The organism is Salinivibrio sp. MA351 (assembly GCF_001996065.1).
Lineage (GTDB): Bacteria > Pseudomonadota > Gammaproteobacteria > Enterobacterales > Vibrionaceae > Salinivibrio > Salinivibrio costicola.
The window spans coordinates 1-25,175 of the sequence record NZ_MUFG01000034.1 but is presented as its reverse complement, the minus strand read 5'-3'; the positions used below and the strand labels follow the sequence as shown (position 1 = coordinate 25,175).

23 protein-coding genes and 2 pseudogenes are annotated in these 25,175 nt (G+C 51.6%); 8 read left to right on the top strand and 17 right to left on the bottom strand.

Features of this window, described 5'->3' with window-relative positions:
* Positions 1–433: pseudogene (locus BZG78_RS14125) on the bottom strand (hybrid sensor histidine kinase/response regulator); the annotation flags it as partial.
* A complete protein-coding gene (locus BZG78_RS14120; protein ID WP_077661557.1) occupies positions 434–1,642 on the bottom strand; it encodes an HDOD domain-containing protein in 1,209 nt (402 codons plus the stop codon).
* Positions 1,643–1,821: 179 nt separating this feature from the next.
* Between BZG78_RS14120 and BZG78_RS14115 the strand changes: the two genes are divergently transcribed.
* Positions 1,822–2,010: a restriction endonuclease subunit S gene (locus BZG78_RS14115; protein ID WP_077460727.1), complete on the top strand. Its 189-nt coding sequence runs from the start codon at positions 1,822–1,824 to the stop codon at positions 2,008–2,010.
* Between the two features lie 185 nt (positions 2,011–2,195).
* On the opposite strand, the gene BZG78_RS14110 is transcribed toward BZG78_RS14115, so the two are convergent.
* Both BZG78_RS14110 and phhA read right to left on the bottom strand, forming a co-directional pair.
* Entirely contained in the window at positions 2,196–2,537 is a 342-nt protein-coding gene (locus tag BZG78_RS14110; RefSeq protein WP_077661556.1) for a 4a-hydroxytetrahydrobiopterin dehydratase, read from the bottom strand.
* Positions 2,530–3,384, bottom strand: a pseudogene (gene phhA, locus BZG78_RS14105) (phenylalanine 4-monooxygenase); the annotation flags it as partial. The gene BZG78_RS14110 and the pseudogene phhA, both read right to left, overlap by 8 nt.
* Positions 3,385–3,623: 239 nt before the next feature.
* Here phhA and BZG78_RS14100 point away from each other — a divergent pair.
* Positions 3,624–3,929, top strand: coding sequence for a DUF6482 family protein (locus BZG78_RS14100; RefSeq protein ID WP_077661554.1), 306 nt, complete (start codon positions 3,624–3,626; stop codon positions 3,927–3,929).
* Positions 3,930–3,946: 17 nt separating this feature from the next.
* Here BZG78_RS14100 and BZG78_RS14095 read toward each other — a convergent pair whose 3' ends face one another.
* From BZG78_RS14095 to BZG78_RS14080, 4 genes are all read right to left on the bottom strand, one after another.
* A complete protein-coding gene (locus BZG78_RS14095) occupies positions 3,947–4,681 on the bottom strand; it encodes an SDR family NAD(P)-dependent oxidoreductase (RefSeq protein ID WP_077661553.1) in 735 nt (244 codons plus the stop codon).
* Between the two features lie 87 nt (positions 4,682–4,768).
* Positions 4,769–6,736, bottom strand: coding sequence for a Fe(3+)-hydroxamate ABC transporter permease FhuB (gene fhuB, locus BZG78_RS14090; protein ID WP_077661552.1), 1,968 nt, complete (start codon positions 6,734–6,736; stop codon positions 4,769–4,771).
* The gene (locus BZG78_RS14085) at positions 6,733–7,602 is read right to left on the bottom strand and encodes an iron-siderophore ABC transporter substrate-binding protein (protein ID WP_077661551.1); all 870 of its coding nucleotides are present in this window, start codon (positions 7,600–7,602) and stop codon (positions 6,733–6,735) included. The genes fhuB and BZG78_RS14085 overlap by 4 nt, the downstream gene beginning before the upstream one ends.
* The gene (locus tag BZG78_RS14080; RefSeq protein ID WP_021023558.1) at positions 7,599–8,378 is read right to left on the bottom strand and encodes an ATP-binding cassette domain-containing protein; all 780 of its coding nucleotides are present in this window, start codon (positions 8,376–8,378) and stop codon (positions 7,599–7,601) included. The genes BZG78_RS14085 and BZG78_RS14080 overlap by 4 nt, the downstream gene beginning before the upstream one ends.
* 240 nt (positions 8,379–8,618) lie before the next feature.
* On the opposite strand from BZG78_RS14080, the gene BZG78_RS14075 reads away from it, so the two are divergent.
* Together BZG78_RS14075 and BZG78_RS14070 are read left to right on the top strand one after the other, a co-directional pair.
* Complete coding sequence (locus tag BZG78_RS14075) at positions 8,619–10,247, top strand: deoxyribodipyrimidine photo-lyase (protein ID WP_077661550.1); 1,629 nt, start codon at positions 8,619–8,621, stop codon at positions 10,245–10,247.
* Positions 10,237–10,398 (top strand): DUF2256 domain-containing protein, encoded by a 162-nt coding sequence (locus BZG78_RS14070; RefSeq protein WP_077458369.1) that lies wholly within the window; start codon positions 10,237–10,239, stop codon positions 10,396–10,398. Before BZG78_RS14075 ends, BZG78_RS14070 begins: the two co-directional genes overlap by 11 nt.
* Here BZG78_RS14070 and BZG78_RS14065 read toward each other — a convergent pair.
* Entirely contained in the window at positions 10,334–11,266 is a 933-nt protein-coding gene (locus tag BZG78_RS14065; protein ID WP_077577156.1) for a LysR family transcriptional regulator, read from the bottom strand. The genes BZG78_RS14070 and BZG78_RS14065 overlap by 65 nt on opposite strands.
* A gap of 99 nt (positions 11,267–11,365) precedes the next feature.
* On the opposite strand from BZG78_RS14065, the gene BZG78_RS14060 reads away from it, so the two are divergent.
* From BZG78_RS14060 to BZG78_RS14050, 3 genes are read left to right on the top strand one after another with little or no spacing between them, the layout of a single operon-like run.
* The gene (locus BZG78_RS14060) at positions 11,366–12,733 is read left to right on the top strand and encodes an NADH-quinone oxidoreductase subunit L (RefSeq protein WP_077661549.1); all 1,368 of its coding nucleotides are present in this window, start codon (positions 11,366–11,368) and stop codon (positions 12,731–12,733) included.
* On the top strand, positions 12,733–15,180 hold the full coding sequence (locus tag BZG78_RS14055; protein WP_199877204.1) for a DUF2309 domain-containing protein: 2,448 nt from the start codon (positions 12,733–12,735) through the stop codon (positions 15,178–15,180). Before BZG78_RS14060 ends, BZG78_RS14055 begins: the two co-directional genes overlap by 1 nt.
* A gap of 8 nt (positions 15,181–15,188) precedes the next feature.
* Positions 15,189–16,160: an L-threonylcarbamoyladenylate synthase gene (locus BZG78_RS14050; RefSeq protein ID WP_108743393.1), complete on the top strand. Its 972-nt coding sequence runs from the start codon at positions 15,189–15,191 to the stop codon at positions 16,158–16,160.
* A 10-nt stretch (positions 16,161–16,170) separates the two neighbouring features.
* Here the strand turns inward: BZG78_RS14050 and BZG78_RS14045 are convergent, their stop codons facing one another.
* The 7 genes from BZG78_RS14045 to BZG78_RS14015 form a co-directional block, all read right to left on the bottom strand.
* A complete protein-coding gene (locus BZG78_RS14045; protein ID WP_077661548.1) occupies positions 16,171–16,581 on the bottom strand; it encodes a PaaI family thioesterase in 411 nt (136 codons plus the stop codon).
* Positions 16,574–17,089: a NifB/NifX family molybdenum-iron cluster-binding protein gene (locus BZG78_RS14040; RefSeq protein WP_158011808.1), complete on the bottom strand. Its 516-nt coding sequence runs from the start codon at positions 17,087–17,089 to the stop codon at positions 16,574–16,576. Before BZG78_RS14040 ends, BZG78_RS14045 begins: the two co-directional genes overlap by 8 nt.
* A 339-nt stretch (positions 17,090–17,428) precedes the next feature.
* A complete protein-coding gene (locus tag BZG78_RS14035) occupies positions 17,429–17,710 on the bottom strand; it encodes a DUF134 domain-containing protein (RefSeq protein WP_021023566.1) in 282 nt (93 codons plus the stop codon).
* A 113-nt stretch (positions 17,711–17,823) separates the two neighbouring features.
* Entirely contained in the window at positions 17,824–19,272 is a 1,449-nt protein-coding gene (gnd, locus tag BZG78_RS14030; RefSeq protein ID WP_077661546.1) for a decarboxylating NADP(+)-dependent phosphogluconate dehydrogenase, read from the bottom strand.
* Positions 19,273–19,283: 11 nt separating this feature from the next.
* Positions 19,284–20,009: a 6-phosphogluconolactonase gene (gene pgl, locus BZG78_RS14025; RefSeq protein ID WP_077661545.1), complete on the bottom strand. Its 726-nt coding sequence runs from the start codon at positions 20,007–20,009 to the stop codon at positions 19,284–19,286.
* Positions 20,006–21,508, bottom strand: coding sequence for a glucose-6-phosphate dehydrogenase (gene zwf / locus BZG78_RS14020; RefSeq protein ID WP_077460712.1), 1,503 nt, complete (start codon positions 21,506–21,508; stop codon positions 20,006–20,008). The genes pgl and zwf overlap by 4 nt, the downstream gene beginning before the upstream one ends.
* Before the next feature lie 236 nt (positions 21,509–21,744).
* Complete coding sequence (locus BZG78_RS14015) at positions 21,745–22,671, bottom strand: LysR family transcriptional regulator (protein ID WP_077661544.1); 927 nt, start codon at positions 22,669–22,671, stop codon at positions 21,745–21,747.
* 218 nt (positions 22,672–22,889) lie between these two features.
* Between BZG78_RS14015 and BZG78_RS14010 the strand changes: the two genes are divergently transcribed.
* Positions 22,890–24,521, top strand: a complete 1,632-nt coding sequence (locus tag BZG78_RS14010) for an alpha-glucosidase (RefSeq protein WP_077661543.1) — start codon at positions 22,890–22,892, stop codon at positions 24,519–24,521.
* 109 nt (positions 24,522–24,630) lie between these two features.
* On the opposite strand, the gene BZG78_RS14005 is transcribed toward BZG78_RS14010, so the two are convergent.
* A complete protein-coding gene (locus tag BZG78_RS14005) occupies positions 24,631–25,152 on the bottom strand; it encodes a GNAT family N-acetyltransferase (protein WP_077661558.1) in 522 nt (173 codons plus the stop codon).
* Between the last annotated feature and the right edge of the window lie 23 nt (positions 25,153–25,175).

The window sequence follows — 25,175 nt, the reverse complement described above, 5'->3', positions numbered from 1 at the left end:
CTTCTGTATTTAACTCTCTATTAATATAACGACTATCTTGATAAATGATTAGTTTACCCACCTGGACAGACGGGCTGGTTTCATTGTAAACCATTGGAACGATGACTTTATTTAACTCGTCACTAGAGCGCATACCTTTGGAGTCAGTCACATAACGAAACTGATCATTAGAGTCAGTTAACTCTAAACGGTGTACATAGCGTGATCCCATTTCACTATCTAGATCATTTTGTACATTATTAAAGTCATAGTTCCACATTAACGTTGGTAACCGCTGCTTTAAACGTTGGGTAATCGAATTAATGTCTTGATTCATGTCTGACTCAAGGCGCTCTTTCGCAACGTGATAATTATAGTATCCGAAAACGCCCAGTAATAAGGTCGCCAATACCATTAAAACGACGGCTAGCCGCATCCCTACTTGATTCATCATTTACACCTGCATCGTTGCAGCCAAGGTCTGAGTTTGAAAACGTGCTTTATCGAAAGCTTTGAGTACAGCACGTTCTTTTAACGTCATTTTCTCACATACTGAGCCGACCCACTCCCAATTGGCATGCTCAATGTGCTTACATAACATTAACAATTCACCATAACGTCCTGATTGAGACAAGAGTGCATTTTTCGCTTCTTGGTCGAGATCAAGTTTCCCAACTAAATCTTCCATTGGCGCTGCCAACATAGCATCAAGCAGTGAAAAGGCACCAACTAAAAAGGCCTCATCAGGATCCATACCTTTTATCATTGGCGCCGCCTGTTGCATAAAAATCGCACGGAGTATCGCGGATGTCTGCAAATGAGAGCATTCCTGATGATTCATATTCGACATAATGAGTAAGGATATTAACCGACGCAACGACTCAAGCCCTAGATAGACAACCGCTTGCTTCGGGTTTGTGATCGGCTTTTTTTTCGATTTAGCCAGGATGTTCGCACTGGTTACAACTTTATAGAGTAACGAGACATCACGAGAAATCACGTCAGTGATTTCATCAATATCATGAGGACTACGATTAATCACGATGCAAGCATCTAATAAGCTGATCACGGATGGCGCCACATCATTATGACTTTTTATTTGCGGCTGTTCAAAAAAATAGCCCTGAAACAGACTAAACCCAAGTTGCTTGGCCAGCATAAACTCGTCTTTTTTTTCAACTTTCTTCGCAAGAAACTGAATATCTGGATAATCAGACATCACACCAACCCAACTCATCGGATCTTCGCTTGCCATACTGACAGAAATGACATCAAACAGATGCAAATGCCGCTGCCAGCGGTTAGTAAACATACCGCTGTCACCCTGTATCGTAAACCCTGCTTTTCGGTAGGCCTCTAGCTGTTTAGCCAGTACAGGCGTTGCTTTGCACGTTTCCGTAATATAGAGAACCAAACGCGCGACAGGAATAGAAAAGGGTATCTCATCTAATAAGGCCGTTTCTGAGAAACTCACGACATAGCGCAAATCATCATCAAGCTCCTTTCCCGATAGAAAGTTGGCACTTAAAATCCGTGATGTTGCGGTATCTTCATCAATAGAGGGAAATTTGTTTTGTAACCCTTCACGAAATAATAAATCGCTACCCCACTGATTTTGCTTGTCGTCAAAGATCGGCTGGCACGAAAAAAAAATCTCACTCACAATGTACTCCCCCCAAAACGATCCCTTAGTACAAACTTAGACCAAAGGAAGGACTTTTGATCGTTTTTTTGATTAAAGTGAGTATGTTAAGTCCATTTCCCTACCAAGATAGTGCCTTTTACTTGGGAGAAATCATGAATTTTGCTACGCTTCCCGCAAAGACACTAAGAGGATAAATCATGGATATCTTAAACCAACTCGCTGATGATGCCCCCGAGCACGAGCCGGATTCGTTACCGTCACTCGACGAACAAAAAGCGATTGTGGCAAAACTCAAAGCGCTTGAGGAAAAAGGCGAGCTCACCGACGACGTATTGGCGCAGTATTTTGCCGCCAAACAAAAAGACACAAGCGACGAAGAAGAGTAAACTCAACACGATAAAGTGACCTTGTCACTTTTTAAATCTATCCTATTTTGCGCTATGAGTGTGATAGCCGAGACGTGCCAATGAGAGATGTGAGCCTCGCAGGATTGATACTTGCGTGACAGGGATAGATAGCAAGTGAGCGAAAAAGATACGCCCCGAGTTCAATCTTGGGGCGTTTTTTTGGTTTACTCAGGCGCAATGCCGTCGGTTTTCGCCGCACAAATAAAATCATTTTTGTGCAGGCCTTTAATCTTATGCGACCACCAAGTCACGGACACTTTACCCCACTCCAGCAAGATAGCCGGATGGTGGCCTTCTTGCTCAGCCAGTTCAGCTACTTGGTTGGCAAACGCCCACGCCAACTTAAAGTTGCGGAAAGTAAACTCGCGTTCGAGCTGATCAATCCCATCTCGCGTCACTTTGCTCCATTGTGGGATATCTTTAAGCAGCGCCGGCATTTCCTCAGCACTGACCAATGGGGCATCAATATTACAGGCTTCACATTTCAACTCAGTTAGTTCAGACATGTTGCGTTTCCTTTTGCTGTTCTGTCTTTTTCGGTTTGGGCGGGAACAAAGGCGCATGAAGGCCCAGTTCCATGGCTTGATGCACATCAGCAATCAAATCACGTTGGCTGATGGCAAATAAGTCGTCAATCGACTCAATGGTAAAGTAAATGGGTTGCATGATGTCAATCCGATATGGCGTGCGCATGACATCTATCACTTCTAAAGGCTTACGCACCGCTTTGTCGCTATTAAAGGCGTACTCGGTCTCCGCCGGCGAAGACAAGATCCCGCCGCCATAAATACTGCGATTGCCTTGCGCGTCACTGAGTAAACCAAACTCGACCGTAAACCAATACAAGCGTGCAAGATAGACGCGCTCTTTGGGCGTGGCCTGCTTACCGAGCTGACCATACATATGGGTAAATTCAGCGAATGCTGGGTGGGTGAGCATCGCACAGTGACCGAAGATCTCATGAAAATAATCCGGCTCTTGCAAGTAATCAAAGTCTTCTTTGGTGCGCAAAAAGGTCGCCGCGGGGAATTTTTTATCCGCCAATAAGGCGAAGAAATGGTCGAAATCAATCAATGCAGGCACGGGGGCCACTTGCCAGCCCGTCTCTCGCATTAACACTGCATTGACATCTGGGATCTGTGGCACCGTGTCATGCGGCAAGTCGAGCAGTCGCAAACCGTCGAGATATTCCTGACACGCTTTGTCCTTGATGCACGCAAGCTGCCGTGTGACTAACTGTCGCCATACATCGTTTTCTTGTGCCGACCAGGCTACACGACCCAGTTCATTAAGTGGTTTGGATTCGTATTTACTCTGTTTCACGTTSACCGCCTTGTGTCGTTGTCTGGCGTAAAAATCGCGCGTAAAAAGCGGCCCTTAGCCTTACGCAATGTTTCCGTTCCTCACAGATTACGTCGACTTTGCAGAGAAAATCATCTCCTCACCACGGTTTTAATTTTACCTTTGCGTAACATTTATTTTACATTTCGCATCCAAACGGCTGTCGCTGCGGGTAATGCCTCACCCTCGAGGGATCCGCGTACTTGCATGGCTCGTAGTGGTTGAGAAAGGCCTAACTGCAGGGACGAGTGATGAATTTACAACTGAGCGAACTGATAAATTACGACAACATTGACAAGATTCAGATCCGCGGCATTGATGGCATGTTATATCAAGCAATAGCCTTTTTGCGTCACGGCGATACGGTGGAGCAGAAGCTGATTTACCACGGCGATAAGCCCTATCTGTCCCGCAGCTTGCTAGCGGTGAAAGATGATTTTGAATGGATTAACGCCGCGCAATACGTGTTAGTCACTGACACGGCGTATGACGAAATGATAGGGCTTGGCCCGGAAAAGCCTTTATCGACCCTAGAGCAGCCATTGCATTGGAAATAACTCAACAATGCCCCAACCTACGGGGCAATTTCTTCTCCATCCCATGCAAACAGACGCCCAGTATGACGACTGTCGAGGCCATCCAACACCGAGAGTAAATAGCCAGCCGATTGGGCCGGACTGAATAATTTGCCTGGCTTAACATTGGCTTGGAATGGCGCGGATAAATGACTGTCGACGGTCCCCGGATGCAGGCCAACCACGGTTAATGATTGGTCGTGGCGGCCAAGCTCAATGCTCATGCATTTGATCAACATGTTCACCGCGGCTTTGCTCGCACGGTAGGCATACCAACCACCCGCACGGTTATCACTGATACTGCCCACGCGCGCGGACAATATCGCCAGCTTAGCATTGGCCTGACGTTTGAGCTTAGGCGCAAGGTGTTTGCTCAACAGCAGCGGCGCGACGGCATTCACATCAAAAAGCTGGTGCATGGCCTCACTACTGCACGCGCTAAGCCGCTTTTCTGGGCTCACCGCATCATCATGAAGCATCCCCGAGGCAATGATCACCGCATCTAAACTGTTGTCGTCGATGTGCTCGACCGCCGCTTGTATTGATGCGTCATCGCGAATGTTCACTGTCACCGGGGTGACTTTTTCACTTATCTCGGCAAGTAGCGCGGGGTGACGCCCCAAGGCAAAGACTTGCTGAATGGATGGCTTGTCGAGCAATGCGCGGCAAAAAGCTTCACCCATCGCGCCACCTGCACCAACAACCGCCACACGTTGCATAGAATCACTGTTCATTCTCTTGGCTCCTCAAACAAAAAGAGATGCAAACTGCATCTCTTTAGTTAGGGATGAGGCGATCCTGTCGATCACCGTACGTTAAAACTATAGCTTACGTAACACAACCATGAGGTAAAGCCCGCCTATCAAGGAAGCAATGATTCCAGCTGGCATTTCTTGCGGATACAGCCATTGTCGCCCTAGCCAATCGGCAAACAGCATCAATCCCATGCCAATCAATCCGGCGGTGATCATGTGCGCGCGGGCATTTTTCGCACCCCAACTGCGCGCAATATGCGGAGCCATCAAGCCGACAAAACTAAGCGGCCCTACCACCAAGGTGGCACTGACAGTCATGACCGCGACGAGGGCCAGCAACAGCATGCGGGCACGCCCTACCTTAACCCCCAACGATTGAGCCGTTTCGCCACCGAGCGGCAAAATATCGAGCCACCGCTGACACATCAATCCCAGTGCCACCAGCACCGTCGCAACCAAGGCCAATGTAGTCACTGTGCTGTTGGTCACATAATAGGTTGAGCCTGAAATCCAAGCGAGGACTTGATACGCACGAGGATCGCCGCCCGCCATCAAGAAGCTTTGTACCGCTTGCATCAGTGCGGCAATGGCTACGCCAGTGAGCAACACCTTTTCTGGCTGGAAGCCGGTTTTGTGATTGAGTAGCACAATCAACGACAAGGTCGCGCCCGCACCGATTAATCCGCCGACATACAAACTCAGCATAGACGCGCCCATGCCCGCAAAAATGGTGACAATCAGCCCCAGCGCCGTGCCGGCACTGATCCCCATCACCTCAGGGCTCGCCATCGGGTTGGCACTTAAACGCTGAAGCACGGCACCCGCAACAGCAAGCACACCGCCCGCCAATGCCGCCGCCAGCAAGCGTGGCAAGCGCCATTCCAACAAAGACCAATCGCCGCTGAGCGCCAGCCACTGCCACCCCTCACTTTGACGCGATACGGTGGCAAAAATCACCACACCTAACACCAGTAACATCACGATTCGGCCCAAGTGCCAACCCTGACGTGGCGCGGGCATCCCGGCATGAATCTGTTGGCGTTGACGGTTACCCAGTGACACCCGTGGCAACAACCACAAAAGAAGAGGCGCCCCTAACGCTGCCGTCGCCGCCCCAGTGGGCACCATCATGGCCCGGCGTCCAGGTAACAGTTGGACAGCTAAATCGGTGGCTGCCAACATCAATGCGCCTAAAATCATCGCCAGGCTCAATCGGGTGATGAGCTTACGTGCGCCACATAAGCGCGCAATCGCGGGCGCGGCGAGACCGACAAAGCCAATCACGCCAATCAAGCTAACCACCCACGCGGTCAGAAGCACTGATAGCCCCAGAGCAATCACACGGATTTTCGCCAGTGATACACCTAAGCTTTTTGCTCCTTCATCCGAAAGACTCAGGACGTTGAGCGGCTTTAACAAGGCAAGGATCAACACGACCGCCAATCCAACACGTGGCAGTAAGGCTTGCACACTGTGCCAGTCGGTTTGCACCATCGAGCCCGCGCCCCACACCATCATGCCGTGTAGCGCTTCTTGATTCATCAACAGCAGTACAGTGCTGAGCGCACCGCAGTATAGGTTTAGAATCAAACCCGCGATCACCACCACGGTGGGCGATAGGCCGCGTCGCCATGCCAGCGCAAACACCACCAGCATAGTCAGCACCCCGCCAGACATCGCCACCATCGCGCTCGACCAAGTCAATAGCCAAGGGGCATAAAGCGTAGCTAGCATCAGCGCCAAGCTGGCGCCATTCGCCACCCCCAGCGTCGAGGGCGAGGCCAAGGGGTTGCGCAAAACCTGTTGCATCAAGGTACCGGCTAGCCCCAAACACGTCCCCGCCAGCAATGCGGTGACCAAACGCGGCCACCAGGTTAAATGCATCACCACCCCAATCAACGCACTGTCATCCAGCGACCATAGAGAATCCCAGAGCATGGACGCGTTTACATTCCACTGCCCCAACTGAGTGGTTGCGAGGCCCAACAGTGCCATCAGTAACGCCAAAGGTACCCATAATAGTTTCAGTTTCATGACTGCCTCCCTTGTTCAGGGTCGGTCAATGCCACGGTCACAAGGCGCGCAAAGCGTAACGCCGACGGAATCGCACCAAAGCTCCACACCGGATCAATCATCAATGGCGTACGTCCCGTGCGTTTAACCAAATATTGCCAAAACATATTGGTCTTAAGGGTTTGCTCCACACCCGCGGGGAGTGGGCGCACAATCACTAGTTGCGCATCAAGGTCTAGCAGCTCGCGGGTGGAGACCATGCTAAACCCCCAACTGTTGGTGGTATTTTGCCACGCGTTGCTGAGCCCCAATTCACTGATGGCGGCGTGATACAAGCTGTTGGTCCCAAACACCCGCACATGATTGGCATCCAGAAACTGGATCATCAGCAGCGGAGGCTGTTCGCCGGGAATAGTATCGCGCAGGCTCGCTAATTGCTGTTTCGCATTGGCAATCAGGGTTTCACCGGCCTCAGGACGGTTGGCCTCACGTGCAATCTGCCGCGTCACGGTTTTGAGCGACGCCCAGCTTAGCCCACTTTCATACAGAGGAATTGAGCTCACCGGCGCAATAGTGCTCAGCTTGGGCTTCATCGCCTTAAAAATGGGTGAAATTAGAATTTTATCGGGGTGAAGCTCGGCCAAACGCTCCATGTTCGGCTGGGTGCGAAGCCCAATATCAACGGTTTTTTCTGGAATGGGCGGGGATTTCACCCACGAATTGTAATCCGCCTTTTGCGCGACCGCGACGGGCGTCACCCCCAAGGCCAATAAGGTTTCAGTTTGGGTCCAATCCAGCGAGAGAATACGAGGCGACGCGCTGACGCTCGCTGACATCATGGCCGCGGTCAGCCAGACCATAAGCGTCAGAAAAGAGGACTTGATCATACTGGCGATAACTCCCCCGGCATAGCGACCGCATAGCCGGCGGCATGATCGGCAATCGGCATTTCAATACCATAAATCGATTTGAGGGCCGACTCTTGAAACACATCACTAACCGCACCTTGAGTCAGGACTTGCCCGCTGTGCAAGGCGACAATCTCATCACAAAAACGCGCCGCCATATTAATATCGTGCACCACGATAATGATGGATTTATCCAGCTCTCGGCTGAGTTTACGCACCAAGGTCATCACTTCTACTTGGTGGGCTACATCTAGTGCAGATAGCGGCTCATCGAGCAGTAAGTAACGCGTTTGCTGTGCCAGCAGCATCGCAATCCATAGCCGTTGGCGCTCGCCGCCCGATAAGGTATCAACCAAGCGCTCGGCATAATCTTGGGTACCAGTGAGCGCCATTGCCTCGTTGATCGCTTGGTGATCGGCTTTGGTCAACCGCCCCAGCAAGCCATGCCAAGGATAGCGACCAAAACTGACCAACTCATACCCAGTTAAGTTATCTGTTGCCGGTAAATGCTGTGGCAAATACGCCACCTCGCGCGCAAACGCTTTTTCTGACCATTTCGACAAGGGCTTTTGGTCTAATGCGATCTGTCCGCTGCTGGTTGCCTGTTGCTGCGCTAACAGCTTTATCAACGTCGACTTGCCCGAACCATTGTGGCCGACCAACGCACAGATTTTTCCTGGCGTAAACGACAAGCTCACCTTATCAAGCAACACTTTTCCGTTGACGGCAAACGCAACGTCCTTTGCCTCTAACATATCCCGATCCTACTGCTTAAGTACAAGCGCGGGATGCGCCTGTCAGTTAATTCTACAGTTGGTAATTTTCCGATGCCTAAAAAGCAAATGCAAACCATTTTGATTTCGCTTTGTGCGCTTAGCGCTTGTTAATCAGAGAAGTTAGACCTCAACCACGTCACCATCAGGGATCCAAACACCATTCAGCCTCGTATCACCGAAAGTGAATAGAAGATTGTTGTTACTACTGCCGAGAACGCTATGTCCACGCCGATCAGCCTTGTGTGGCTAGAACGCGATTTACGCCTGCGGGATCACGCCCCCCTACAAGCCGCCATTGCCGCTGGGCGTCCTTTAGTCATCCTGTACCTGTTTGAGCCACTGCTGCTCAACGATCCGCACCACTGCGAGCGCCATTGGCGATTTGTCTGGCAATCGCTGTGTGATCTCAATCAACAGCTGGCGCCACTTGGTGGGCAGATCACCATTTGCCAAGGTGAAGCACTCGCCGTTTTCGACGCCATCCACCAGCAACAAGCGATTGGCGCGGTGTATAGCCATCAAGAAATTGGCGTCGACGCGACGTTTTCTCGCGATAAAGCGGTGGCGAAATGGCTGGCAAGCCATCAGATCCCATGGCATGAATATCCTACCGGGTCGGTGATCCGCGGCGCTAAAAGCCGAGTCGATTGGGATGCAGAATGGCAAAAGGTGATGCGTGCCCCTCTTGCTGATCCCGATTGGCAACAAGCGCACTGGCTAGACACATCACTCACGCTACCCGCGCTCGAACACCACAAGTGGGATTCTCCCGCGCCACGCTTTCAACCCGGCGGCCCGAGTTGGGCGTATAAAACCTTGCAGTCTTTTTTCCGCGAGCGTGGGCAACGCTATCAGCGCCATATCTCTAAACCGCTCGCCAGCCGCAAAAGCTGTACGCGACTGTCACCCTATCTTGCTTGGGGTAACATCAGCGTGCGCGAGATGTATCAAATCACCCTCCTCCATTGGCAGAAAAAGGGTTGGCGACGGGCGCTGGTAGCCATGGTGTCGCGTTTGCATTGGCACTGTCATTTTATGCAGAAATTTGAAAGCGAGCATCACATGGAGCATCGGCCCGTCAATCGAGGTTACTTACATTTTGAGTACGCAAACGGTCCGCAGAGCGATGCGCATCTGCTTGCATGGCAACAAGGTCATACCGGTTATCCGCTCGTCGATGCCTGTATGCGTTGCCTACACGCCACCGGCTATATCAACTTTCGTATGCGGGCGATGCTGGTCAGTTTTTTAACCCACCACCTACTGATTGACTGGCGGCGTGGTGTGCATCATTTGGCGCAGCTATTTCTCGATTTTGAGCCCGGCATTCACTACCCCCAGTTTCAAATGCAGGCTGGCGTGACAGGCGCCAATACCCTGCGCATTTATAACCCAGTAAAACAATCGCAGGAGCAAGATCCGGAAGGGGCATTTATTCGTGAATGGTTACCCGAGCTTTCTCCCTTGCCCGACAGTTTGATCCACACCCCGTGGCAAATGACCGACATGGAAGCGATGATGTACGGAGTGGTAATTGGCGAAGATTACCCGAAAGCCATTGTCGATATAGAACAAACCGGCAAACGTGCGCGTGATATTTTATGGTCGTTTCGTCAACAAGACGCGGTTCGTATCGAAAAAGCACGGATCCTTGCCACCCATGTGCGTCCAAACAGCCCTGAGCGAACAAATAGCCCTGGGCGAACAAACAGCCCTGAGCCAACAAACAGCCCTGAGCAACGAAAAAGCGGTAAGCGGAGCAAAAGCCCCGATCACGCGGATAAACACACCATGAAACAACGGTCACGTGCCACTCAATCTACTGGAGGCAACCCAGATGGCGCATAAAAAGCCGCATCTTCCCAGCAAGGTATGTTTGACGTGCGAACGCCCCTTTACGTGGCGTAAAAAGTGGGCGCGCTGTTGGGACGAAGTTAGGTATTGCTCTGACCGTTGCCGCCGGGAAGGTCGTCGCCATGCGCGAGCGGCGACGCACTGAACGCATCTAAAAGCGAATTCAATTTCGGATGTACCCACTGACGTTTAATCGATACCGCATAGAACGGCTCATACACACTCGGCAGTAAGGCGTAGCGGGTGAGCATGCCACTATCTAGCTCATCGCGAACCACCACTTCAGGCATCACCGCTAACGCATCATTGTCTCGGGTTAATAGGCGCAGCATCGCCATATCATTGGCTTCTGCCATGATGTAAGGCTTGAGTTGATACTGCGCAGAGATGGCATCAAACCCCGAGCGAATCGGGTTATCGCCATAAGGCAACACCCACGCTTGGTGCTGGTAGCTGGCATCTAAGGTCGGCGATAACGCTTTACCTGGCCAACCAATCACGGCCACCGGCTGGCGTGCCAGTTGCTGGTACTGCCAAATTTGTTTATTGGTCCCCCGCACCGCGATATTGGTTAACGCCAAATCCAACTGGTGATCAGACAGCGCATGAAGCAAGCCGGTTTGATCCATCGACTGCAACACATAACGGCACTCCCGTTGATTGACCAATGGCTGAATAAACTGCTCGATAAAGTTCCGCGACATAGTGGATAAGGTGCCAATGCGAATCGTGGCACTGGACAGCGCCCCGCCACTGGATAGCAACTGCTCTAACTCTTCCCCTTGGCGAAAAATCTCTTCGGCATAGTTCATCGCTTGATAGCCACTTTCGGTCAACGTCAATGTACGACCTTGCCGCTCAAACAATTGCACCTGCATCGCCTGCTCAAGCTGCTTGATTTGTGACGACAGCGCCGACTGCGAAATATGCAGGTTACGGGCGGTCTGAGTCAGGTTGCCATGGCGTGCCACCTGCCAAAAATAATACAAATGATGGTAGTTAAGTCGGCTCATCGTTCTATAAAACAGAATGAAAAGTAATTTATTATGTATTTTACTTAACTGTAGTAAGTTTTCACAATGGTTCGCATAACTATTGCTGTGAGGTAAGTCATGTTATCCCTCTTTCTCGTTACACCGCTTAAACTGGTGCTTCTGGCACTGGTTACGCTTCTTGGCGGTATTATATGGCGATACAGTGCCACCGCGTTTGCAGGCCAAACCGACAAACACCGTTTTCTTTCATCCTTACTGCTCACCTTGTCAGCAGTCTTGTTGGTTTTAGTCAGTAATCACCTGTTGCTGTTTTGGCTCGCTTGGGTGGCAGTTAGCCTCTCATTGGGTCGCTTAATTCTTTTCTATCCGCATCGGCCTCGCGCCCAACTCGCGGCTCACAAAAAAATGCTGCTCGCCCGCTTTAGCGAATTGCTACTCGGTGGCGCATTTTTACTGTTATTTTTCCACTACCAAACCGCGCAGATTGACCAATTGATGTTTCAAGTCAGCCAGCAGCCTCACACGCTGACTGTAAGCATTGCCGCCTTTATGTTGGTGGGCGTGGCGATCATTAAGTGCGCGCAACTGCCCTTGCACGGCTGGTTGATTCAAGTGGTGGAAGCGCCAACGCCTGTCTCTGCCTTGTTGCACGCCGGTATTGTGAATCTTGGCGGGATCTTATTGATGCTGTTCGCGCCAGTGCTCGCGGTGAGCCCCAGTGCCAGCTTTGCACTGCTGGTTATCGCCGGTGTCAGTACTCTGGTGGCAGGGCTGGTGAGCCTGACACGCGTGAGCATTAAGGTAAAACTGGCGTGGTCGACCGTCGCACAAATGGGTCTGATGTTAGTTGAAATCGCCCTAGGCCTTTATGAGTTGGCACTGCTGCACTTACTGGCGCACTCTTTCTACAAGGCGTTCTCTTTCCTCAACAGCGGCAATGGGGTGAATCATTGGCTAGCAACTCAACTGGCCGACGCCTCAGTACCGCGTCGCTGCCATTGGCTTGCCGCGATGGCCACCGCCGCCGGTTTGATTGTCGCCGTGCATCTGAGTGTTGGTATTTTAAATAGCTTGGCCGCCGGTTGGTTGCTGTGGATGGCGATGACCATGCTGCTATTACCGGCCTTTACCCGCCCAGGCGCTGCTCGCCCGACACGCGTGCTGCTCAGTAGCGTGTTTGCGCTTGGCCTGCTCGGGCTCTACGCCGCCATTAAACATAGCTTGATTGTGTTTGTCGCGGGTGGAAATGCCACCTATTTATTTGCCGATGCCTTTGCGCTGGTGCTGTTTATCGCGCTGTTTACTCTATCACTGGCGGTCCAGTACTGGCCTCACAAAGCATGGGTCAACCGCCTGTTTATTTGGCTAAACGCCGGGGCTTACCTTGATGAGTGGGCGACACGCTTGACTCTCAAATGGTGGCCGAGTGCTTCTTTAATCCAACTACAAACGACCCAATGGCAACCGCATAAGGAGACGCGTTAATGATTGCGAAAACGCCCAATGTATCTGCATACCCTGAGTCCCTCGATATGAGCGATTTTCGCGATGCCACCCAGCAAGCGGTCGTAGCGATTGCGCCAAGCTGGCCGTTGGATCAAATGATTGCGGTGAACCCATGGTGGCCGCAACGCTTTACCCCCATTGAGCAAGTCTTTGCTGAGCAAGCGGTGTTAAGTGGCCACTGTCCGCTAATGCCGTCGGCGTACTATCTGTCGCATTGGCAATCGCCCATTAGTGAGGCACACCTTGCCGAGGCCATTTCAACCTCTGGCAGCGCATTAACAGTGAGTGATTGTCTGCGTGCACTGCGCATTCATAGCAGTAACCTCCCGCGTTGGAAGCCATTGGCTGAGTTGTGTGACCGCACTCGGGAAACACAAGAAGGCTTATCGTGGCAGCAAGAAATCCAGCAGCAAGTGAGCCAGTTTCTCGCGCTTTATCACCAATACCCACAGCGCTTTGATGCCCAAGGCCAAGGCGGTGAACACCTTTATCAATGCTGGTTGAGTGTGGTGAGCCAAGATAAAGGCATTAAAACCCTCACTGGCGTGGATTTGCTCGCCGATTTCGCCGCTCTACCCACCCAAATGGATGCACTGATCGCTGAAGCAGCCGCCTTTTGGCAACCGATCCTTCATGACCAAAACGGTAACTTGGCCTATTGCCACGCGCTGATGCATGGTTTATCAGGTTGGGCAAGCTGGCAGGCTTGGTTAGATTGGCAGCAACAGCTCAGTGACAGTGAACAACAAGATCATGGCATGGGCCTATTCGCGATTTTACTCGCTTGGGATACAGTGCTGGCACGCTGGCTTGCTAAACACCGTGAAGCGGCGTGGGCAAGCATTCGTCAGTCCATGCACCACCAAGCGGTGAATGTGCGCCATTGGTATCACCAAGCACAACAACAGCTCGCGCCACTGTGGATTTGGCAGCAAGCGCTGGAAATCAGTCAGCAGCGCCCTTGGGCACACGCCTTGTCCGCGCAGGCCAGTGTCGACACTCTCGCCACCTCGCCTACGCTGCAAGCTGTGTTTTGTATCGATGTGCGCTCTGAGCCGATGCGTCGCGCGTTAGAAGCACAATCTGACAGGATTCAAACGCTTGGCTTTGCTGGCTTTTTTGGCTTGCCGATCGCCTATCAGCCCACCGATAGCCAGATTCACCGCCCGCAACTGCCCGGCTTATTGGCACCGGCTGTCACCGCCTCACAAACCCATGCTACTCCCGAACGCTGGTTGCGGATGACCAAGCTCGGCTGGCAGCGCAGTCTCGATGCGCCCGCCGCCAATTTAGGCATGGTCGAAGCCGGTGGCATGCTAAAACTGGTGAGCTTGCTAAAACGCGCATTACGCATTTCTGGCACCGAAAACCCGTTAAATCGACTCAGCCATACTGACAGTGATTGGGCTCTCACCCGTGACAATACACCATTAACCGCAGCAGAAAAGGCAGAGCTAGGTGCTGGTATCTTGCGGGCAATGGGCATTGCTGACCAACTGGCCGATGCCGTCTTGTTGGTGGGCCATGGCAGTGAAACCTGTAACAACCCTCATGCCGCAGGGCTTGACTGTGGTGCTTGCGGTGGACAAACCGGTGAGGTGAATGTCCGTGTACTCGCACAGCTTCTTAACGATGCCGACGTGCGTGATGCCATGGTACAGCAAGGCGTGACGATTCCCGCCAGCACCCGTTTTTATGCCGCCATGCACAACACTACGACCGACGCACTGGATGTCTTTCACGCCCCCGAGCATGCCCAGTGGCAAACGTGGCTTGCCGCTGCGAGCGAACAAGCACGTGCAACCCGCGCCAACCAGTTTGACCAAACGCCTACCCAGCCATCCAAGCTCAAACGCTTCTTTGCAACACGCGCCAAAGACTGGGCACAAATGCGTCCTGAGTGGGGACTATGTGACAACGCCGCGTTAATCGTGGGCCCGCGCACCCTGTCTCGACAGATTAATTTGCAAGGTCGCAGCTTTTTACACGACTACGACATGCACAAAGACAGTGACTTTAGCCAGCTTGAAACCATACTCACCGCGCCCATGGTAGTGACCAATTGGATCAATCTGCAGTACTTTGCTTCTGTCACCGCACCGGAAAAATTCGGCAGTGGAAACAAGCTGCTACACAACATCGTGGGTGGCCACATTGGGGTGTTTGAAGGGAATGGCGGCGACTTACGAATTGGCTTATCGCATCAATCTGTGCACGATGGCCGTCGATATCGCCACCAGCCAGTACGATTAAGCGTATTTATCGCTGCCCCTCGGGAGGCAATTGATAGTATACTTGCACGCCATGACGATATAGCCGCGCTGGCGAATCACGGCTGGCTGTACTTGATGCAGATTGATGCGCAGGGTGCAGTATGGCAACGCGATCGCTCGGGTCAGTGGTATCACCTGAACGTAGCAAAATAAAACGGAGCATGTCGTTGAAAACGCAACTTCTCTCAGCGCAGTGTTCAACGGACCTAACACAAGCCGCCGATCTACTAAAAGCCGGCGAACAAGTCGCGGTGCCCACAGAAACCGTGTACGGTTTGGCAGCGGATGCCAGCAATCCAGACGCCGTCGCGGGCATTTTTACCGCCAAAGGGCGACCCGCTAATCATCCTTTGATTGTTCATCTCGGTGACGTCGCATCGATCACCGAGTGGGCAACGCAGATCCCGGATGAAGCATATAAGCTGGCGAATGCCTTCTGGCCAGGGCCGATGACGCTGCTGCTGCCACGAGCCGAGCATGTTTCACCAGTGGTCACGGGTGGATTAGATACCATTGGGCTTCGCGTGCCCGCGCAACCTGTGTTGTTGGACCTGCTCGCCACCCACCAGCTTGCCGTTGCCGCCCCGTCAGCGAACCCGTATAAAAAACTCAGCCCCACCACGGCAGAGCAAGTGATGCATGGTTTAGGCGGAAAGATCGCCGCAGTGATTGATGGCGGCCCTTGCCAGCATGGGCTGGAATCGACCATTGTCGATCTTACCAAGCGCCCCTTCCGCGTACTTCGTGCCGGTCCAATCACCGCCAGCGAGCTGAGCGCCGTATTGGGTGAAACCGTGGAAGCGCCCGAGCAGCACGATAGCTTGGTGCCTGGCAATATCGGTAGCCATTACCAACCTAACACCCGGTTGCATATGGTGGCTGCGGACTTGTCTGATCTCCCTGCGCCCCATCCGGAAAAACGCGCGGCCTTGCTTCACTTTGGCGAAGCCCCGACACGGGATGATCTGGTCTGCATTGCCATGCCGGATGACGCCGCGCGCTACGGGCAAGCGTTATATCACCAACTCGCCCAAGCCGACCAACTGGGCGTCGATGAAATCTGGCTCGCCCAGCCCCCTCATGGCGAAGCGTGGCTTGCGGTCCATGATCGCCTGCGCCGCGCGGTCAGCTAGTTTTTGACGCTCACAACGCGCGTGTTTGCATAAAGCTTGCCGTTGCAGTGGCACACACAGTGTCTGCAACGGTAAGTGTTGCCTCCAACTGACTCATTCCGTGTTTCGCTTTCACACACCAAGCACGTACCTCAGCCTCAACGGCAACGGGCACTGGATGGTGATAGCGAATATTAAGTGACGCTGTCACACTTTGCGGGGCAAACAAGAAGGTACAATGGGTCAACGCCGCATCTAAAAGCGTCGCAATTACCCCACCGTGTAGCTGATCTTGATATCCCTGCCAAGTGCTTTCTAACCATACTTTTGCGCTCACTGCAGTTTCATCGTCTTGGTAAAATCTAAGATTAAACAGCCCGTTGTCACTGCAAGCCACACACTGATGATGTGACCGTGGCGGCATCACACGTAATTCACTCATGGCAACCGCAACCCTGTCCACTAGCGTGACCGCCTTTACCTTGCCGCTTGCCACACCCCCGATGTTGACCACCTATACCACTACCTTGCGCGCCACACCCTCGCCCACGTCCTGAATGACACGCTGCTTTCCGTTGTTGTGGTTGTTGCTGTTGCTTCATTCGCTGCAACGCAGGCCGCCCTTGACAGGCCTCCGTCAGTGGTTTCCAGTACGCAGGCGACAACCACTGGGTAGGATTTAAACGGCCGTTGGTCAACTGATAAACATCAACATCCGCGGCCAGCAATCCCGCCAAGGCATGCTCACCGATATGGCGCGTCACCACACGTGTCACCTGGTTGGCTTTTAACATCGCAATCAAGGCGTTTTTGGCGCCACAGCCTTCCGTTACTCGTGGGTTGGCGAGTTGAGCGAGTGCCTGTCCATCGTCGTCAAACAGCACAAAATGTTCTGCTTTCATAAAATGTCCCGCAGGACGGTCTTGGTTCATCGCAATAGCAATTGTCATCTTCCGTTCTCTCTTTATATAAATGGCATATGCTAAAAATACGCCTGATTTATGGCATATGCAAACTATTCTGTGAGAGAAAAATGAGAGCTGTCGCATAAAGATATGGAGAGTGATCGCGTCAAGCTGCAACGTCGTGCGACAAAATGCTTTTTCGAGCACTCACTCATCCTCGCTAAGTCGCATGATGAATGACAATAACTAAATGGAAGCATTGGTTTAAAAAACTCCATTTTCACGGCAATAATTGACGTGAAAATACAGTTTAGTAAACCATAAAAGCACCTTGGTTAGTCACACGCAGCCCAGATCTTGTTTTTGTAGATGGCTAACCTAACACTACTCTTCTGACTCAAACACCAGTGCTTTGCCTTCTACGAGGCAGGCGGTGGTTTTGGCGCGGGCGCGTTTTACCAGGTTGGCTAACGTTTGACGGGATACGCCCATGACTTCCGCCGCTTGCAGTTGCTGCATACCCTGATGATCAACAAGGCGCATGGCTTCGAACTCATCCAGACCAATGGTCACCGTCTCTAGCTCACTGAGTGGAATGGCGTTGGGTTTAAAACAGTTGGTATGCGGTTTCCCGCAGATACGGCGGGGCATTTTAGGACGCGGCATAGGGTCTCCTTTTTCGCCTATGCTAAGCGAGTTTATTGCTTATGCCAACAAAAAGGGATGCCAATGCATCCCTTTTCTATTTATTACTACTGGCAGTGTCTTAGTCTGCCACGTTACACGTCGTACGTCGTCGAGGCAGTGTTACCACCGGTGCCCGTCCAGTTGGTGTGGAAGAACTCACCACGTGGCTTATCGAGACGCTCATAGGTATGCGCACCGAAGTAGTCACGCTGCGCTTGCAGTAGGTTGGCTGGCAAACGTGCTGTGGTGTAGCCATCCAAGAAGGTCAGCGCTGATGTGGTACACGGCATTGGGATACCGGTTTCCATCGATTTCGCCGCCACTTTACGCCATGCCGCTAAACAGTTATCCAAGATCCCTTTAAAGTACGCATCTGAGCCCAAGAAGGCCAAGTCAGGATCCTTAGCAAAGGCATCACGGATGTTACCCAAGAAGGCCGAACGAATAATACAGCCGCCACGCCACATCAGCGCGACGTTGCCGTAGTTGAGATCCCAGCCGTTCTCGTTTGACGCTTCACGCATCAGCATAAAGCCTTGCGCGTAAGAGATAATTTTTGACGCCAGCAGCGCTTGACGCAGCGCATCAACCCACTCGGCTTTGTCACCATCAACCGGCTGGATGTGTTTTTCGAACAAGGTCTCTGCCGCCACACGCTGATCTTTGAGTGCAGACAGACAACGCGAGAACACCGATTCAGAAATCAAGGTGAGCGGAATGCCAAGATCCAGCGCGTTGATGCCAGTCCATTTACCGGTGCCTTTTTGACCCGCGGTGTCGAGAATTTTCTCAACCAATGGCTCACCGTCTTGGTCTTTATAACCCAAGATATCCGACGTGATCTCGACCAGATAGCTATCCAACTCGGTTTTGTTCCAGTCGGTAAACACCTGTTGCATTTCATCATGGCTCATACCAAGGCCGTCTTTCATGAACTGGTACGCCTCGGTGATCAGCTGCATGTCGCCATATTCGATACCGTTATGCACCATTTTCACAAAGTGACCGGCGCCATCACGTCCAACCCAATCACAACATGGCTCGCCGGTATCGGTTTTCGCTGCAATACCTTGGAAAATAGGCTTCACCGCTGGCCACGCCTCTTCTGAGCCGCCTGGCATAATAGACGGCCCGAAACGTGCGCCCTCTTCACCGCCAGACACACCGGCACCAATGAAGTGAATACCTTTTTCACGCAGCGCTGCCACACGACGGTTGGTATCTGGATAGTTGGTGTTACCGCCATCAATAATGATGTCGCCTTTCTCAAGCAGTGGCGTCAGTTTGTCGATAAAGGTATCGACCACATCACCGGCACGAACCATCAGCATCACTTTACGTGGCGTTTCTAGCTTCTCAACCAGTTCTTCCAGCGAATAAGCGCCAACGATGTTAGTGCCCTTGGCTGGGCCTTCAAGAAACTCATCGACTTTGGCCGCGGTACGGTTATGTGCCACGACTTTAAAGCCGTTGTCGTTCATGTTGAGGATCAGGTTTTGGCCCATGACCGCCAAACCAATTACGCCAATATCACCTTTCATCGTGCTCTCCATTAATTCTGTCCTGGTAATTTTTTTGCTGCCGCGGCATCGAGTACCCATTCCGTCGTGCCTTTGGCACTGCGGATATTGGCGGCAGGATATGGCAGTTGAGTGGGCTCGTGCGTGGCGATCTCATGTACGATCGCTTGCTTGCCCTCACCCAACACCAGATAACTGATTTTCTTCGCCGCGCGCAGCACACGGGCGGTTTTTGATACACGCTTTTGACCCGATTCAGGATGCGAGGCCACCAGCGCCAGAGCGGTATTGTCATACTGAGGATCGTGCGGGAATAGCGAGGCGGTATGGCCATCGCCACCGACACCCAGCAAGATCCAATCAAACACAGGCGTGCCGTTTTCGCTTGGGATCAGCGCTTGCATTTCCGCACTAAAGCGCGCCGCTTCTACTTCCGGATCGTCTTCACCACGAATGCGATGAATGTTCTCTTCTGGAATGCGAATCTGGCTAAACAGCAGTTTGTCGGCTTCGCCAAAGTTGCTCTCGGCATCATCCGGTGCCACACAGCGCTCATCGCCCCACCAAAAATGCAAGTTTTGCCACTGAATCGCCGTGGCGTAGCCATCACTGGCTAAACGCTTAAACAGCATTTTGGGCGTGCTGCCACCAGATAGCGAGATGTGTACGGCACGATCTTGCTCGCTGAACGCTTGCATCGCGTCAGCTAAGTGATTGACCACCGCGTCGGCGTCATCAAAAATACGGGCATTGATCATAGTTCGCAGTATTCCGTGTCTGTGAGGTTTTTGCAGGGGAAACGCCACGCATGGTCGTCTCGCGCCAGCAAGTGGTCGGCTTCTTTCGGCCCCCAAGTGCCACAGGCATAACCATATAGCGCTTTGCCATTATCCTTGTATTGGAGAATTGGCTCAACAAACTGCCAGCAGGCTTCCACCGCGTCACTGCGGGCAAACAAGGTTGCATCGCCTTTTAAGGCATCAAGCAATAAACGCTCGTAAGCCGTCAGCATCTGGGTTTCTTCCAGCGACGTATAATGAAAATCCATGTTTACCGCTTTGGCGTTAAAGCCAGCACCCGGCTCTTTCAGGCCGAAACTCATTTGAATGCCTTCGTCGGGCTGAATACGGATCACCAAGCGGTTTTCGGGCGCATTTTTGCCGAATACGGGATGCGGGGTCTGTTTAAAGTGGATCACCACTTCGGTCACGCGCGTCGGTAAGCGTTTACCGGTGCGCACGTAAAATGGCACCCCATTCCAACGCCAGTTGTTGATAAACATCTTCAGGCCAACATAAGTCTCGGTACGCGAGTCTTCGGCGACACCTGGCTCATCACGATAGCTGGGTAATGCTTTGCCGCCAACTTGCGATTCAGTGTACTGGCCCAGCACCAAGTTATTGTGCAAGTCGTCTTCAGAGAGCGGCTCAAGCGATTGCAGCGCTTTAAACACCTCATCACGCATTGCATCAGCATTGATCTGTGCAGGCGGCTCCATCGCCACGAGCGACAACACTTGCAATAGGTGGTTTTGGAACATATCCCGAACCGCGCCCGACTGGTCGTAATAACCACCGCGACCTTCTACGCCAAGATGCTCCGCACCGGTAATTTCAACATAGTCAATGAAGTTGCGGTTCCAAAGCGGCTCGAACATCGCATTGGAGAAACGGAAAACCAACAGATTCTGTACCGTTTCTTTGCCTAAGTAATGGTCAATACGGTAAATCTGATGCTCTGCAAAGTAGGCGTGAATGTCTTTGTCTAACTGACGAGCGGAGGCTAAGTCGTAACCAAACGGCTTTTCGACCACCAAGCGTTTCCAACCGTTACTTTCATCATTCAGGCCATGTGCGGCTAGACAGGCAGGAATAAAGTTGTACAGCTTCGGCGGCGTAGCAAGATAAAACAGCGTATTACGCTGGGTGAAACCATATTGTTCGGACAATTCGTCTAAACGCCCTGTTAGCGCGCCATATTCGTGGGTGTCAGAGATATTGAACGATTGATAATGCACGTGCGCCATAAAGGCGTCGAGCGTGGCAGGATCGGTTTCTTCAAGCTCTTGCATCGAGCGACGGAGCTTGTCACGGAACGACTCGTCACTATAGAAGGTGCGGCTTGCGCCAAGAATTGCGAAAGACGCAGGCAGCTGTTTGTTCGCATACAAATGATACAGGGCTGGGATCAGCTTGCGGAAGGTGAGATCGCCAGATGCACCAAAAATAACAATACTGCTGTTTTCTGGAATTACCATCATCTTTCCTTTGATAATAAAGGTACTGCATGTGATTTGCGCCACAAATTAGCAGCGCAGTGGCCAAATTGGTAATTGGCCCTACCTATTGATGCCATTGATGTCGCCACTGAAATATGGAGCCGGCTAACTCATCCCTACATTTGCAGCCAGCACGACCAATTCAATGTGCGACAAAAGCACTCTAGTCTAGCACTTTATTCGTCAATAAGCTGCCCCACACTGGTAAGAGGTGCTCAATCGACATCGCTCGTCATCCAGTCAGTCCCACTTTTCAGCAGACACGTAACGAACTGCGAGACTTTATCGCTTGTCGCCCCGTACGCGGTATAAACACCCACGTTGCCCCGTTTTTCTGCATTAACCCAAAGCATGTTAATTCCCTTAGCGCCGAGAAATGACGCGGCCTTATCGGTGTAAGGCATGAGAGCATGCGTACGTTGCAACAACGAGATGCTGGCTGAGAGTGAGTCGAGATCAAAGGCATGCGGGTGAAGGTTTAGCAACGGTGGTAAAGGACGAGAAAGTAAATGGGCATGGCGAGGATGATCGGGTGTTACTCGCAATAATGGCCAGTCAAAAAGATGCGCTGACAACACCGGCTGATGGTGGCGCTTCAATTGGTCAAACAAAGGATGATCCTGATGTGCAAACCAAGCTTCTGTATCTTGGAACAAAGGGGTAAAACGCACCTGACTGGTGGCAATTAGTTCACTGATTTCATGGCCAATAAAAACATCAATATCGCCATTTAAAAGCGATGACATTAATGCCAACCGATTACCAAACTCAATATGCACCGAACACTGATGATCGGCTTGATACGCCACCACCGCCGATTCGACAAACAAAGGCCACCAGGCTTCTCCCGTCCCTAGCTTAACCTGTCCGGCTTCTCTGGCTTGTAGCACATGCAACTGTGCTTGTAATCGTTGGCGCGCAGCGTGTTGGGCCGTTGCGTGCTGATAATAAAGCTCGCCAGCAGCCGTCATACTGACGCCACGCGGATGCCTTATTAATAATTGGCTTGATAGACGCTGTTCTAACTTTTGGATTTGCGCGGTCAATGTAGGCTGACTGATCCCTAGCTTTAACGCTGCGGCTTTGATGCTGCCACTCTCAGCCACAGCCAAAAAATAACTTGCCGCTTTTTCTACGTCCATTGCATCACCGTTCACATTTTTGCTTTAACCGTTATAGTTTAAAACACTTATTCGCATCAATCATAGCCGTTAAATAGGTTTATTTTCACTCTTTGGTATAGCCATATAGCTATAACAAAGAGAGAGTTATCTATTTTTAATCCCCGTCTTGGGCAGGTACATTCATATCCATTATCGAACGCGTGTTCAAACTGATAAAAAACAAAGAGGTAATGGGTATGCAGTACGCTTGGTGGCATGATGCCGTTGTTTATCAAATCTACCCACGTAGTTTTTACGACACCAATGATGATGGCATTGGCGATCTGAACGGAATTATCGAGAAACTCGATTACTTACATTGGCTCGGCGTCAATGTGTTATGGCTATCACCGGTGTACCAATCGCCGATGGATGACAATGGCTACGACATTTCCGATTACTGCGCGATCGCGCCTGAATTTGGCACCATGGAAGACATGACGCGCTTGATTGATAAAGCCGGCTCGCTCGGCATCAAAATCGTGATGGATTTGGTAGTCAATCACACCTCCGACGAACACCCTTGGTTCCAAGCTGCGCTTCAAGACAAAAACAGCCCCTATCGCGACTTTTACATTTGGCGTGATGCCAAATCCGATGGCAGTGCTCCAGATGATCAAGGCTCAATTTTTGGTGGCAGCGCATGGCAATGGGAGCCAAACACCGAGCAGTACTACTTTCACTTGTTCTCCAAACGTCAGCCCGATCTGAACTGGGAAAACCCCGCCGTCCATGACGCCGTGTATAAGATGATGAACTGGTGGATTGATAAAGGCATTGGCGGATTCCGCCTCGATGTAATTGATTTAATTGGTAAAGAGATCGACAAAGGCATCACTGGCAACGGCCCGCGCCTTCACCCTCTGCTGCAGGCGATGAACCAAGCAACATTTGGCGGCAAAGACTTGCTCACCGTCGGCGAAACATGGGGCGCAACGCCGGAGATTGCCAAGCTTTATAGCGCACCGGAACGCAATGAACTCTCCATGGTGTTCCAATTTGAACACATTACCGCGACCTGGAAAGACGGCGATAAATGGCAGCCCGTGCCGCTGGATGTCGCCGCCCTTAAACAGGTACTGTTCAAATGGCAACAAGAGCTGGCCGATAGCGGTTGGAACTCACTGTTTTGGAACAACCACGACTTGCCCCGCGCCGTATCTAAATTTGGTCACGACGGTGAGTACCGGACACGCTCAGCAAAAATGCTCGCCACAACCTTGCACTTAATGAAAGGCACGCCCTATATCTACCAAGGGGAAGAGATTGCGATGACCAATGTCGCCTTCCCGTCTATCGACGATTATCACGACATCGAAACCCGCAATTTTTACGACTTGCGTGTTGCTGAAGGCGTTGATCCCGACACCATGATGGAGGCGGTATACCAAAACAGTCGCGATAACGCCCGTACCCCGATGCAATGGGATAACGCACCGCAGGCAGGCTTTACCCAAGGAACACCATGGTTACCGGTTAATCCTAACTACACCACCATCAATGTGGCACGAGCGACTGAAAACAGTGGCTCGGTGCTCTATCACTACCGTGAGCTGATTAAGCTGCGCAAGCAATACCCACTGATTGCACATGGCCAGTTTGCGCCTGTGGAAGAAGCCCACCCTGACGTGATCGCCTACGAGCGCTTCGACGACACCCATCGTATTCTCGTGGTCAGCAACTTTAGTGAGCAAAAGCAAACCATCACCCTCCCCGAACACTGGCACGATAAGGCCTTAACCTGCCTAAACTACAACATGGATCCGGTCAGACAGTTAAGTACTACCTACAAACTGGCCCCTTATGAGTCGTTTGCGGTGATGCAGTAGCAAGGGCGTATAGTCGCCGATATCATCACGCGCCTGCAGATAGCTGCAGGCGCTCAGCTAAAGCCGTCTCACCCCTCTTACACGCCATAAACGACGTCTACCGAAGGCATTAATACATATACCCAAGCCAATCCATATGCCCTTCTGTCCATGATTTATCTGTCATCGGTTTTACATATAATTCATCGACATACTCGACCGCAACACCATAGTTAGTGTGTTCATGAATGCGTAGCCAAGAGGCATGTGACTCGACAAGCTGAAAGCCATTAGCCACATAAAAATCGTGCAGCTCAGAGATGAGAATAATGAAATCAACATCTTTGTCTTTGGCATAGTCAGTCAGTTGCGCCAGCATACCCGAGCCAATCCCTTTTCTTTGCCAAGCGCTGTCGATGCAAAAATCACTCACGCCTAACACTTTATACACCTCACCACCGACATTCACTGCCCTATAGTCCAAGCCCATACAACCAATCAGTTGATTACCTTGGTACTGCAAAGCTCGCATGTGGAGAAGCTGCTTATAGTAAGAACGGGAAACTTGGTGGTCAGGAAATGTCTTGTTTCTAAGCGCTTGAATAGCCTCATGCTGTGCGTTCGACACTTCGATTTCTGGGCAGACTTTCATATTTAAACTATTGATAATAAATC